This is a genomic window from Amycolatopsis sp. NPDC003731 (genome assembly GCF_053586895.1).
This window is the reverse complement of the sequence record NZ_JBSFNC010000062.1, coordinates 35,767-48,605: the sequence shown is the minus strand read 5'-3', so window position 1 is coordinate 48,605 and position 12,839 is coordinate 35,767. Positions and strand designations below refer to the sequence as shown.

Annotated in this window: 8 protein-coding genes; 3 read left to right on the top strand and 5 right to left on the bottom strand. The window is 72.6% G+C overall.

What is annotated here, in order from left to right; translation table 11 throughout:
- Nucleotides 1-110: 110 nt before the first annotated feature.
- Nucleotides 111-4,121, bottom strand: a complete 4,011-nt coding sequence (locus ACWDN5_RS25010) for an alpha-(1->3)-arabinofuranosyltransferase domain-containing protein (RefSeq protein WP_449677946.1) — start codon at nt 4,119-4,121, stop codon at nt 111-113.
- 127 nt (nt 4,122-4,248) lie between these two features.
- Between ACWDN5_RS25010 and ACWDN5_RS25005 the strand changes: the two genes are divergently transcribed.
- Nucleotides 4,249-4,899: a class I SAM-dependent methyltransferase gene (locus ACWDN5_RS25005; protein WP_310967330.1), complete on the top strand. Its 651-nt coding sequence runs from the start codon at nt 4,249-4,251 to the stop codon at nt 4,897-4,899.
- Here ACWDN5_RS25005 and ACWDN5_RS25000 read toward each other — a convergent pair.
- Both ACWDN5_RS25000 and ACWDN5_RS24995 read right to left on the bottom strand, forming a co-directional pair.
- On the bottom strand, nt 4,893-6,629 hold the full coding sequence (locus ACWDN5_RS25000; protein ID WP_449677945.1) for a hypothetical protein: 1,737 nt from the start codon (nt 6,627-6,629) through the stop codon (nt 4,893-4,895). The genes ACWDN5_RS25005 and ACWDN5_RS25000 overlap by 7 nt on opposite strands.
- A gap of 11 nt (nt 6,630-6,640) precedes the next feature.
- Nucleotides 6,641-8,221 carry a substrate-binding and VWA domain-containing protein gene (locus ACWDN5_RS24995; RefSeq protein WP_310967329.1) on the bottom strand — a complete coding sequence of 527 codons (1,581 nt, stop codon included), beginning with the start codon at nt 8,219-8,221 and terminating at the stop codon, nt 6,641-6,643.
- 220 nt (nt 8,222-8,441) lie between these two features.
- Between ACWDN5_RS24995 and ACWDN5_RS24990 the strand changes: the two genes are divergently transcribed.
- Nucleotides 8,442-9,239 (top strand): glycoside hydrolase family 25 domain-containing protein, encoded by a 798-nt coding sequence (locus ACWDN5_RS24990; RefSeq protein WP_310967327.1) that lies wholly within the window; start codon nt 8,442-8,444, stop codon nt 9,237-9,239.
- Between the two features lie 132 nt (nt 9,240-9,371).
- Here the strand turns inward: ACWDN5_RS24990 and pdxR are convergent, their stop codons facing one another.
- Nucleotides 9,372-10,760 carry a MocR-like pyridoxine biosynthesis transcription factor PdxR gene (pdxR, locus tag ACWDN5_RS24985; protein ID WP_449677944.1) on the bottom strand — a complete coding sequence of 463 codons (1,389 nt, stop codon included), beginning with the start codon at nt 10,758-10,760 and terminating at the stop codon, nt 9,372-9,374.
- A gap of 47 nt (nt 10,761-10,807) precedes the next feature.
- Between pdxR and ACWDN5_RS24980 the strand changes: the two genes are divergently transcribed.
- Nucleotides 10,808-11,266, top strand: a complete 459-nt coding sequence (locus ACWDN5_RS24980) for a carboxymuconolactone decarboxylase family protein (RefSeq protein WP_449677943.1) — start codon at nt 10,808-10,810, stop codon at nt 11,264-11,266.
- Nucleotides 11,267-11,338: 72 nt separating this feature from the next.
- On the opposite strand, the gene ACWDN5_RS24975 is transcribed toward ACWDN5_RS24980, so the two are convergent.
- Nucleotides 11,339-12,799 carry an MFS transporter gene (locus ACWDN5_RS24975; protein ID WP_449677942.1) on the bottom strand — a complete coding sequence of 487 codons (1,461 nt, stop codon included), beginning with the start codon at nt 12,797-12,799 and terminating at the stop codon, nt 11,339-11,341.
- Nucleotides 12,800-12,839 lie beyond the last annotated feature (40 nt).

Sequence of the window (12,839 nt, the reverse complement as noted above, 5' to 3'; positions counted from 1 at the left end):
CACGCGTACCCAGCCGGACCACTCGCGTGTCGTCCACCCAGGTACGCGTGTCGTCCACCCAGGTACGCGTGTCGTCCTTCCAGGTACGGGGGCCGGCTCTTCGGGTGGAGTTAAGCGGCCGGTTCCGTCGGGTTTTTCTTTCGGACGAACCAATCCACGCACGTCGCCACCATGGCGGCCGCGGCGAGCAGGAGGGCGGCTTGGGTGACCGGGCCGTAGGCCCACTCCTGGCCGTGGCCCAGGATGCGGCCCGTCACCGACACCGCCGCCGCCACGGCCATGCCGCCGAACGCCAGGTACCTCGGCGCCCGCTCCGAGAACTGGCGGGCCAGCAAGCACGCGATCAGCAGCACCACGGGCAACATCCCGCCCAGCGCCACCAGCAACCCGATCAGCACCACCGGGATCCAGGAACCGCCGGGCGAGATCGTGAACCGGCGGCGGCGGGCCGGCCAGGCGACGCCCACCAGCAACAGCAGCACCGCCGCCGCGCCGATCAACAGGCTCGACCGGTAGTGCGCGTCCGGTGTGAACGACAGCGACACCACGCCGCCCGCTCCCGCCGGGACGATCCAGGCCTGCTGCCAGCCGTCCACCCGGGTGCGGGTGAGCTGCTGTCCGTCCAAAGTGGCCGTCCAGCCCGCGTTGGCGTTCTCCGGGACCGCCAGCACCGCCTCCGCGCCCGGCCCCACCGTCACCGACCGCGACGCCGCGTCCCACGCACCCACCTGGACCGCCCGGTGCACCGGCGGCGACGTGCTCCCCGCCGGCTTCAGCCACAGGTCCTGGACGACGAACGACTCCGACCGGTCCGTCCGCAGCTCGTGCCCGCCCGCCGGCAGCGCGATGCCACCCTCCGAATCGCGGCACATCCCCAGCGTCAGCGACCGGTGCTCGGTGATGTCGGACAGCTTGCCCTGCACCGACGTCCGGTAGTCGAGCCCGTCCAGGTGGATGTTCGGCCCGGACCCGCACGGCACCGTGAACGCCGGGTCCGGCGCCGGCAGCAGGCCGTCGCTGCCCGACAGCGTCAGGCTGCCGACGCCCACCACCGCGCGCGCCGCGGGATCGTCGTCGTCGCCCGGCAGCACGAGCTGCAGCTGGTCGGTGTCCAGGGGCTCGAAGGACGCCGACCCGCTCGCGTCGAGCTGCACCGTCCGCGTCCCGGACCGGCCGGTCAGCTCCACCTGCCGGGGTGCCCGCGCGCCACTGGCCGGCGAAACCTCGATGTGCAGCCCCGAAATCCGCTTCGGCGACGGCCACCCGAGGGTCAGCGTCGGCCGCAGGTCGGTGACGTCGGGGCGCCACGTCGTGCCCGGATCGCCGTCCACCGCCGCGAACCCGGCCGCCGCCGGGTCGCCGCCCAGCTGGGACGTCGACGCCACGGTGACCCCCGGCAGCGCCACCGGGTTGCGGCCGCCGCCCGCCGGCAGCACCGAACCGCCGACCAGGTACGTCTGCTCCGCCGGGGTGCTGAACAGCCGCCGGATCCCGTCGGGTTCCTCGCCGTCGCGGGCGGCCGTGGCGTCACAGCGCACGGCGGCACCCAGCGGCAGGCACGCGTACCGCGGCTGCTGACCGCGGGTGAACGCGAACCCGGGGGCGGGCCCGGTCGGCAGGTCCGCGGGCACTTCCAGGGCACGCTGCGGCTCGGTGCCCGGGATCGTCAGCTCCGCAATGCCGACGTTCCCGTCCTGCCGCCCCACCACCAGCGACAGCAGCGTGATCCGCACCTTGCGGGTCAGGCCGGCGGCGACGGCGTACTCGTGCGGCCCGGCCCCGCGGATCACCGGCTGGTCGACCGAACCGTTGTCGGTCGTGATCCGGATCCGCGTCGGCGGCCAGCCCACCCGCAGGTCGTCCACCATCTGCAACTGAATGGTGTTCACCAGCCGCGGGGTGTCCAGTTCGACCTCGAGCCACTGGCCGATCGGCCCGGTGAACGACGACGAGTGCCACGCCGTGCGCGGGTCGCCGTCGATCGCCGCGAACGGCTGGTGCGAGGGATCGGACCCGCCGAAGGCGTCGGCGAACGACGCCGCCGTCGACGCCGTCACCGAGCGGATCCCCCGGTACGCGGCCACGGTCTGGTGCTCCTGGCCCGGGAACGGCAGCAGATCGCCCGCCGCGCGCTGCTGACGGTAGGCCTCGCCCGCGGTCAGCGTCTGGCTGAGGTTGTCGCGGACGCCGCCGACGTTCCGCTCGGCCCGGCGGAGGCCGTCGGTCACCAGCCGCGGGCCGCCGGGCGACCCGCCGTCGCCGGTGAGCACGGTCGGCGTCGCCGGGTCGAGCTGCCCGGAGTCGATCAGCGGCAGCAGGTTCTCCGGGCCGCCGCTCACCGTCGGGACGTCCGTGGTGGACGTCGCGGTGGCCAGCGGCACCGGCTTCCGGACCTCGTAGACCTCGAGGGGGCCGAACGCGGCCGCCTTGGCGATCCCCGGCGACCCGGCCAGCCCGGCGCGCAGGGTCGCGATCGGCGGGGCCGCGGTCCGTTCGCGGTCGATGTCGTTGCGCAGCAGCAGGAACCGGTAGCCGGAGCGCGCGAGCAGCGCGGCGAGCCCGGGGTCGCCGCGGCCGTCGGCGAGCGCCGCGTCCACCGAGTCCATCAGCCGCGTGTTCCCCTCGGACCCCAGCGGCACCTGGTTGCGGACCGCCCACGGGCTGCGCGCGATCGCCTGCGCGGGCTCGTCGACCGTGCGGCCCCAGTCGTATTCGCCGAAGCCGGTGGCCGGCAGCAGCAGCGTCCGCGCGTTCGGGTCGGCCTTGGCGACGTACCCCATCGCGTCGTACCAGTAGCCGGGAACTTCGTTCCAGCCCGGGCCGGACCGCAGGTTCAGCAGCCACGCCGGCGCGGCCATCACCAGCACCAGCAGCAGGCCCAGCGCGGGCCGCAGGAACCGCCGCGCGGACCGCACCGGACGGGGGCCGGAGATGCCGTGCACGAACGCCAGCATCAGCGGCAACCGCAGCACCGGCTCGAACTTGTGCACGTTGCGCAGCGGCGCGAGCGGCCCGTCGAGCAGGTGCCGGACCTGCTCGGCCAGGGGGCTGTCGAGCGTGCCGACGTACCCGATGGTCAGCAGGGTCAGCCCGGTGACCACGCCGAGCACGAGGAACCGCCGGTCCGGCAGGCCGCGCCGGGTCAGCCCGAACAGGCCGACGCCGGCGACGAGCCCGGTGGCGAGCATCAGCACCGGGTTGTCGATCAGCGACCAGCCCCCGGGCCACCACGGCGTGCCCTGGACGACGTAGGCGACCCACTGGTTGGTGCCGCGCAGCACCTCGAACAGCGACATCGGCGCGGTCGTGTTCGTCGCGGACTCGATGTAGTCCAGGAACGGCAGGCTGTACTCGCCGAGCAGCAGCAGCGGCAGGATCCACCACAGGGTCGCGCCGACGACGAAGACGAACCACCACAGCACGAGCTCGACGTGCGCCCGGGTCCACCGGCGGGTCAGCAGCCAGAGCCCGGGGAGGACGAGCGCCATCACGACCATCGCGCCGTTGACCCCGCCCATGCACAGCACGGCGAGCGCGGACAGCCCGGCGGCTCGCCGCGGTGAGCCGATCGCCCCGGCCCGCACGAGCGGCACCAGCACCCACGGCAGCAGCACCGCGGGCAGCATTTCCGCGGACAGGCCGCCGATTTCGGTCAGCATGCGCGGCGCGAGCGCGTACCCGAGCGCACCGATCAGCCGGGTGCGCTCGGAGCCGATCTTCATCGCCCGCGCGAGCAGCAGGGCGCCGCCGAACGCGGCCGAAAGCAGGACCGCACCCCACAGCCGTTGCGCGATCCACGCGGGGACGCCCACGGCCTGGCACAGCGCGAAGAACGGGCCCATCGGGAAGAGGTAGCCGTACGCCTGGTTCTGCAGCTCCCCCGCGGTCGCCTCCGGGTTCCACAGGTGCAGCGCGCGGCCGAGGAAGGCGAGCGGGTCGACCGCGAGGTCCAGTTTGGTGTCGAACGTCGTCTTCCCCGGCATCTGCAGGAAGGACAACGTGGTCAGGGCCAGCACGATCCAGGTGCTGGGCCGGCGGAAGAACGCGCCCACCGAGAACTTCCGGGCGCCGCCGGAGGGCGGGGCGTCGTCCCGGGTGCGTTCGCGGGTGGCGGTTACCATCCGGTAGATACTAGGCCGAAACCTGGCTACCATGTGCCGACGATTTTCCCGAGTCCCCCGAACCCCTGGCAGGTGCGCCATCTCCTTCGAAGATGCCTGGGCTCTGGCCGAGCCGGTCAAGGGCTGGATGACGCGCGCGCAGGGCGAAGCGCTGTGGGACGCCGCGTGCCGCCTCGAAAAGGGTGACGTCGTCCTGGAAATCGGCAGCCACCAGGGCCGGTCCACGATCGTCCTCGGCGCCGCGGCCCGCACGGTCGGGGCCACGGTGATCGCCGTCGACCCCTTCGTGGACGGCCGGTTGTTCGGCGGATCGCCGACGCGGCAGCTGTTCGAGCGCAACATCCGGCGGGCCGGGCTGGACGACGTCGTCGAGCTGGTCGCCGGCTACAGCACGAAACTGCGCCCTGACTGGGACCGGCCCATACAGCTGCTTTACATCGACGGCAAGCACGACTACTGGACCTACACCGACGACCTGCGCTGGTCGGCGCACCTGCCGCCGGGTGCGGAAATCCTGGTCCACGACTGCTTTTCGTCCATCGGCGTCACGCTCGGCACGATCGTGAAGGTCCTCTTCGGACGGCGGTACACCTATCTGGACCGGGCCACGTCGCTGGCGCGGTTCCGGCTGGCGCCACCGTCCACGGCGGACCGGCTGCGCGTCCTGGCGCAGCTGCCCTGGTTCCTGCGCAACGTGGTGCTCAAGGTGCTGCTGCGCCTGCGGTTGCGGCCGGTCGCGCGGCTGCTCGGCCACGACAGCCCGTACGACCCCTACTGAGTCACCGGCTTCCCGATCTCGATCTTCGCGAGGCACACGGGCGCGCCCGGGCTGGACAGCTGCACGCCGATGTGGTCGTACAGGCCGTCCACCGGCAGGTACAGCGAGTGCAGCCCGGCCTGGAACCACACCGGCGTCCGCTCGACCAGGCCTTCGCCACCGTCCGAAGTGTAGTAATCGAGCTTCAGTAGGTGCCGGCCGAGCACCGGGGTGTCCAGCGGGATGCGCACCAGCGTCTCGCCGATCGTGTTCCCGCAGTTCGGCACCGGTCCGGGCCGGCTGCGGGAAACCGGTTCCACGCCGGTGATCAGGTGCGGGGTACCGGTGGCGTCGAGCTGGTGCATCCGGTTCGCCGGCTGGTCGAAGTGGGTGCCGGGCAGCAGGCCCGCCACGCGCGACGCCCGCGAGTCCGCCCCGAACCATTCGTGGACCACATCGGACGGCACGAAGGTGTCGTAGAACACCAGATCCGGGTCCTCGGCGACGGCCGCGCGCACATTTCCCAGGTACTGCCCGGAATGCTCGAACCGCAGCGCCGGGGCGAGCCGGGAAAAGCCGATCGCGGAACTGACGAGCAGAAGCACGCACACGATTACGGCGATCGGCCGCTCACGCTTTCCGCCGGACGGCGCACCCGGCGACAGAAAAGCGAACGCGCCGCACAACGCGGCCACCAGCGCCAGATCGGCGACGTACCGGGGGTCGTCACCCGCCCCGGGGCCGACTTCGCGCAGCCGGGTCAGCGCGAGCAGAGCGACGTCCACGGCGAACACCGCCGCGAGCAGCGCCCAGGCGCCCCACGCCCGCCGTCCACCGGTCCGCACGCCGGCGACCACCACGGCCACCGTGGCCGCCAGCAGCGCGACGACGACCACGAACGGCGACGGCGCCCAGGTCGCGCCCGCCCCCGGGCCCGACCACGGCCCGCCGGCCAGCCCGGGCAGCAGGGTGTCGCCGAGCATCCGGCCGGTCAGGTCGGCGACGGTGCCGGCCGACATCGGCTGCTCCCCCTGGCCGACCTGGCTCGACGTCGCCACGAAGAAGACGATCACGAACGCGGCCAGCAGCAGGGCGTGCGCCGCCCAGTACCGGACGTGCTCGCGCCACGACCGTCCGAGCAGGACGGTCACGCCGGCCAGCAGCAGCGGGATCACCGCGGCCTTCTCGTAGAACGCCAGGCCGAACAGCGTCCAGGCGAAGACACCGAGCCACCAGCGCCCGCCGTCCTGCAGGTACCGGACGTGGGCGTGCAGCGCACCGGCGGCGGCCAGCACCACCGGCACCAGCTGGATGCCGTAGGACCACCACAGCGTCGGGACCAGCAGCAACGTCGACGCGGTGAACACGGTGAACGGCACCAGGATCGCCCAGCGGCGGCCGAAGCAGCGCACCAGCAGGCACCAGAACAGCACCGTCGCGACGGCCCGCATGAGCAGCAAAGGCGCCATCAGCAACGGGAAGTTCAGCGGCGCCCACCAGGTCAGCACGGCGGCCAGGAAGAACCCGCCGGGCTGCAGGTGGCCGTGGTAGTCCTGGAACAGGTAGCCGAGGTCGAACGGGCCGGCCGCGGCCGCCTGGTGGGTGACGACGAAGTCGTCCTGCGCGAGGCTGCCGTGCAGGGCCGCCCAGACGTGGAACGCGAACGGCACCACTCCGGCGACGAACGCGGCGATGACCACTGTGGACGGTCTTCGGACCACCCGGGGCGCGGGCGGTTCGGTCTGCACCAACACGGGGGTCCTCACTTCTTGCAGGCGGGCGGCTGGCACATGAGCTTGCTCAGTGCCTGGTAGAAGACGTCGGAGATCTTGCGCGGGTCCGGCGTGGTGAAGGATTCGCCGCCGGTCGCGGCCGAGATCTGCTTGAGCTCGCTCGAATCGATGTCCGGGCCGATGCCGATCCCGATCACCGGCAGCGGTTTCCGCGGGTCCTGCAGCCGGCCCAGCTCGGACAGCAGGCCGGGCAGCCCGATCGAGTCGCTGTCCTCGTTGCGGCCGTCGGTGAGCACGACGACGACGTTGATCCGGCCGAGCTGCCAGCTCTGCCGGGCGTTCTGGTACGCGGCGAGGATCGAGTCGTACAGCCCGGTCGCACCGCCGGGCTTCGGCTTGACCGCCTGCAGGGTCGCCACCCCGCCCGCGGCCAGCTGCTCGGCGATCGACCGCATCGGCAGCAGTTCCTTGTAGTCCTTGGTGCCGTCGAGCTTGGTCGAGAACAGCCAGAGACCGATCTCGGTGGTCGGCTTGAACAGCCCGAGCCCCTGGGTCGCGGCTTCCAGGGTCAGCGACATCCGGCTGCGGCCGGTGCCGGGCACGGTGGCGGCCATCGAGCCGGACACGTCGAGCAGCACCTGGACGCGGGCGCTGAGGTTGGCCCCGGCCCAGGCTTGGAGCACGCCGTACATCGCTTCGGGCGCGGGCGGGCCGGCCGGGCGCGGCCCGGCGTCCGTGCGGGTGTCGCGCGGACGATCGCCGAGCAGCTGCCCGGACGGCGTCCGGAACCCGCCGTCCGCGAACGCCTTGGTGGCGGTCTGGTCGAGCAGCAGCCGCAGGAACCGTTCGGCCGCCGAGCGCGAGGCCTCCGAAGCCCGCGGGAGCACGACGTACGGGTAGTCGAAGCTCGGCACCCCGGCAGCCGGGTAGGCGGCGACGAGCTTGCGCGCCAGCACCGACTGCTCCGAGGCCGGCCACGCGGTGTACGGCTGCTTCACCGCCGAGAGCTTGCGGATCTCCTCGGTGAACGCCGCGGCCGGATCGGGCGCGTTCTTGGTCACCTGCTGCAGGCCGATCAGCGCACCGATGGCGGCCGGGTCCCGGGCCGGGTCGGGCAGCCCGACCGGGCTCCCGGCCAGGACGTCGGCCCAGGACGGCGACTTCCCGGGCCAGCCGGCCCGCTTGGCGACGTCTTCGGTCAGCGCCAGCACCACCGGCGAGCTCGCCACCGGCTGGCCGGACTCGGGGAGGTTCCACGCGCCGCCGTCACGGGCCTGCAGCAGCCAGGTGCTCGACTCCGGCACCCAGACGTCCGGGCCGTTCGCGCCGTTGGCCTCCAGCGCGGTCGCGGTGGCCGTCGACGGGCTCGCGGTGACGTCGACGGAGTAGCAGTCCCGCGCCGGGACGGTCCGGGCGAGCTCGGTCAGCACCGGCGCGATGTCCGGCGCGGCCGTGAGGTGCACCGCGGTCGTCGTGTCGCAGCCGCCGCCGGCCAGCCGGTTCTTCAGGTAGTCGAACCCGGCCCACGCCAGCAGCGCGACCACCAGCAGCGCGCTCAGGACGACGACCCGCGCGTCGATCCGCCGGGCCCGCGCCGGGTGTGCCGCCATGCACGTCCTTCCGTGGTGAGGTGGTGGCAGCTTGCCAGCCGGGTGAGCGGGAAGCCAGTACCGGAAGCGGAACGTCACCACGGGTGCGTGAGCGTCCGGTGAAGGAATGACGTGCTGCGGCCGTTTTGGTGATTGACCGTGCGGTGACGCGGTTCGTGCTTGACCGCCGTCCCACACGGGTAATTGCACGATGGCGAATCCCGGAACGAAAGGCCAGCCCGTGCGCACCATGTACGACGCGGTGACGGCCGCGAACATCCCCGCGGACGCCCGGATGGTCGCCGGCTACATCGACCGGATCAAGCTGCCGCCCTGGACGCCCGCCGACTGGGCGCGGTTTCCCACCGCGGTCAAGGTGACCATCGTCAAGAAGGCCGTGACGAACGACGGGCACGTCCTCGACGTCGAGCCCGGCGACGCCACCCCGGCCGAAGCGCCGGGCTGGGTCCGGATGCGCCGCGCGGCGGGCGCGGACCCGACGATCTACTGCAACCTGTCGACCTGGCCGTCGGTGCGGGCGGCGTTCTCGTCCGCCGGTGTCGCCGAGCCGCACTACTGGATCGCGCACTACAACGGCGATCCCGCCATCCCGGCCGGCGCGATCGCCAAGCAGTACCGCGGGAACGTCGCCCCCGGCTACGACGTGTCGTCCGTCGCCGACTACTGGCCCGGCGTGGACGGCTCCGGCCCTTCGAGTGGAGTGGAGATCATGGAACGCATCACCGTGACCCCGCCGAACGCCGCGGAGAACGCGGTGCGGGTGTTCCTGTCCGGCAGTTCCGCCGCGGCGGTCATCATCCGCCCGCGCCTCGGCGGCGACGGCTTCGCGAAGCCGATGTGGGTCGGCGACATCTACGCCTGGGGCAGCGACCACCAGGGTGTCGGCCACAACCCGACGAAGACGGGCGGGTACAACTCGAAGCTGACGTCGCACCGGCGGTACGACCTGCCGGGCGCGGTGTGGGCGGACATCAACTACAGCGCGGCCGAGCCGTTCGAGATCGACATCGTCGGGTAGGCCGGCTCGGGAGCGGTCCGGTGTCGCGGGTTCAGTGTCGCCAATGACTCATTCGGGACCGCGGAGGTCCCGAATGAGTCATTCGAGACAGTGCAGGTTCGCGTGGGCCCGCACCTGGCCGCCGGGTAGGTCTCACGCGGGCGGCAGCGCGCGGCACAGCGCGTCGACGGCCGCGGGGTAGGCGTGTTCCGGCGGGGTCGCGTAGCCGACCACCAACCCGTCCATTGTGGACATCGTGCTGTCCGGGTGCCGGAACGCGGCCAGGCCGTCCAGCGCCAGTCCCTGCCAGGCCGCGGCCTTCAGCGCGGCTTTCTCGGTGCCCGGCGGAAGCCGCAGCACGGCGTGCAGGCCGGCGGCGATCCCGGTCGGCGTCACGTGCGGTGCCCGCTCGGCGAGCGCGGTGACCAGGTGGTCGCGCCGGCGGCGGTAGTGCTGGCGCATCCGGCGGATGTGCCGGTCGTACCCGCCCGCGGTCAGGAATTCGGCCAGCGTGAGCTGGTCGAGCACACTCGCCCAGGCCTCGCGCTCGCCTTTCGCGGCCAGCACCGGGTCGACCAGGTGCCCCGGCAGCACCAGCCAGCCCAGGCGCAGCGCGGGCGAAAGGCTTTTGCTCACCGAGCCGACGTAGACGACGTGCTCGGGGTCGAGGCCCTGGACCGCGCCGACCGGCTTGCGGTCGTAGCGGAACTCGCCGTCGTAGTCGTCCTCGATGAGCACGCCCCCGGTCGCGCGAACGTGCCCGAGGACCGCGGTGCGGCGGTCGTGGTGCAGCGGGCCGCCGGTCGGGAACTGGTGCGCGGGCGTCAGGAGCACCCTCGGGACGTCGAGGTCCTCGACGCGCGCGCCGCGTTCGTCCAGGTCCAGCGGGATCGTCCGGACGCCGGCGGTGGCGAAGATCGAGCGGTGGAACGCGAGGCCGTAGGACTCGACGGCGAGCGGCCCGCGCAGCACGGCCGGGAACAGCAGCCACAGGGCGTGCGCGAAGCCCGAGCAGACGACGATCCGTTCCGGCGACGTCCGCACACCGCGGGCGCGCGCGAGGTACTGGACGAGGGCTTCCCGCAGTTCCGGGCGGCCGCGCGGGTCGCCGGGGCCGAAGGCGTCGTGGGGCGCCACGCCGAGCGCGCGCCGGGCGGCGGCGAGCCATTCGGTGCGCGGGAACGCCGTCGCGTCCGGCTGCCCTTGGCGGAGGTTGTACGCCGGTTTCGCCGCGGCCGGTCTCCGGGCCGGGGCCCGGACCGGTTTCAGCGGCTCGGCCCGCTCGGCGACCCGGGTACCGGAGCCCTGGACGGCGGTGAGCCACCCTTCGGCGACCAGCTCCGCGTAGGCGTCGGCAACGGTGTTGCGGGCCAGCCCGAGGTCGGTGGCGAGGGAGCGATAGGGCGGCAACCGGGTGCCGGGGGCGAGCCGTCCGGCGCGGACGGCGTCCCGCAGCGCGGCGATGAGCGCGGCCCGCTTGCTGCCGGGTCCCAGCTCCAGGTGGAGGTCGCGTTCGCCGGAATTGACCCAGTTTTTTGCCACGGAAATGCACCATACAGGTGGGTCAAACCGGCCGTAGATTTCTGGTCATGACGAACTCCCGCATCAACTTCGCCAAGACCGCCCCGAAGGCCTTCAAGGCCCTGATCGGCTTCGACGCCGCGGCTCGCGCCGGGCTCGACCCCGCGCTGGTCGAGCTGGTCCAGATCCGCGCGTCGCAGGTCAACCGCTGCGCGTACTGCCTGCACATGCACACCTCGGACGCCCGCAAGGCCGGCGAAAGCGAGGAGCGGCTGCACATGGTCGCGGTGTGGCACGAGGCCGGCCACTTCTTCAGCGCGAAGGAGCGGGCGGCGCTGGCGCTGACCGAAGCCGTCACGCAGATCGCGGGTGGCGTCCCCGACGACGTCTACGCCCGGGCGCTCGAGGAGTTCGGCGAGGAGGAACTGGCCCAGCTCCTCGCGCTGATCTTCACGATCAACACGTGGAACCGCATCGCCATCGCGACGGCGAAGGTGCCGGGCACGGACGAGCGGGTCGCCCGGTGAAGCGCCTGGCCTTGCCGGAGAAGGGCCACCATCCCCCCGGCTGGTGGCCCTTCCGCGGTCCCCTCGGCCGGCTCAGTCCGCGAGGGCCAGCAGGTCCTCCTGCGGCACGACCGGCTCCTCGGCCGGCCGCTTCCGGGCCACCAGGCCGCTGATCGCGATCAGCAGGCCCAGCACCGCGATCCCGGTGACCACGCTCAACGCCGGCGTCAGCCCGGTCAGCAGCGCGGCGGGCGAGGCTTCACGGCCGCCGTTGGCGGTCAGGACCGCCATCACCACCGCGAGCCCGATCGCGCCGCCGACCTGCAGGGACGTGTTCAGCAGGCCGCCGGCCAGACCCTGCTCGTCGTCCGCGATGCCGGCCGTGGCCTGGATGTTGAGCGACGAGAAGGCCAGCGTGAAACCGATGCCCAGCAGGATCATGCTCGGCAGCACGCTGCCCGCGTACCCCGAGTGCTCGTCGATGCGCAGGAACAGCGCGTACCCGATGACGTGGGAGACCACGCCCGCGAAGATCGTGCGGGGCGTGCCGACCCGGTCGATCAGCGGCTCGATGCGCGGGGAGCCGAACGCCACGATCAGCGCCGCCGGCAGGAAACCCAGCGCCGTCTGCAGCGCCGACCAGCCCAGGACCCGCTGCAGGTACAGCATCACGACGAACTGGAAACCGATGTACGCGCCGAAGAACAGGGCGCCACCGAGGTTCGCGCGGGCCAGCGGGCCCGAGCGCAGGATGCCCAGGCGCAGCAACGGGTGGCGGCTGCGCTTCTCGATGACCACGAACGTCACCAGCAGGGCGAGGGCGACGGCGAACGTGATCAGCGTGCGCGGGGCCGCCCAGCCGATCTCCGGCGCCTCGACGACGCCGAACACCAGCAGCAGCGAGCCGGCCGCGCCGGTGACGGCGCCCGGGAAGTCGTAGCCGCGGCCTTCTTCGGCGCGGTACGACGGGATCAGCTTCCACGCCGCCACCAGCGCGACCAGCGCGATCGGGGCGGGCAGCAGGAACGTCCAGCGCCAGCCGACCTCGGTCAGCAGGCCGGAGAACACCAGGCCGGCGGAGTAGCCGCTGGCGCCGAACACGGCGAAGATGCTGATCGCCTTGTTGCGGGCCGGGCCTTCTTGGAAGGTCGTGGTGATGATGGACAGCGCGGCCGGTGCAGTGAACGCGGCGGCCAGGCCCTTGATGAACCGGCTCGCGATGAGCAGGGCACCGTCGTCGACCAGGCCGCCGAGCAGCGAAGCCAGCGCGAACACGGCCACGGCGACGAGGAACACCCGGCGGCGGCCGAGCAGGTCGGCGGTGCGGCCGCCGAGCAGCAGCAGGCCGCCGTAGCCGAGGACGTACCCGCTGACGACCCATTGCAGCGCGTTGGTGGACAGGCCGAGGTCGGCCTGGATGGCCGGGAGCGCGACCCCGACCATCGACACGTCGAGCGCGTCGAGGCCGATGACGATCGAGACGGTGAGCAGGACACCCCAGAGACGTGCGTCCCACCGCGTTGAAGTGGTGGACAAGGACACGGAAGAGCTCATGGCGGCGACATTACATGCACGCGCATCTAATGTCCAAGCA

Coding starts and splice junctions, on each gene's coding strand:
- ACWDN5_RS25010 (WP_449677946.1), bottom strand. CDS start 4,121: ATGGTAACCGCCACCCGCGAACGCACCCGGGACGACGCCCCGCCCTCC.
- ACWDN5_RS25005 (WP_310967330.1), top strand. CDS start 4,249: ATGACGCGCGCGCAGGGCGAAGCGCTGTGGGACGCCGCGTGCCGCCTC.
- ACWDN5_RS24995 (WP_310967329.1), bottom strand. CDS start 8,221: ATGGCGGCACACCCGGCGCGGGCCCGGCGGATCGACGCGCGGGTCGTC.
- ACWDN5_RS24980 (WP_449677943.1), top strand. CDS start 10,808: ATGACGAACTCCCGCATCAACTTCGCCAAGACCGCCCCGAAGGCCTTC.
- ACWDN5_RS24975 (WP_449677942.1), bottom strand. CDS start 12,799: ATGAGCTCTTCCGTGTCCTTGTCCACCACTTCAACGCGGTGGGACGCA.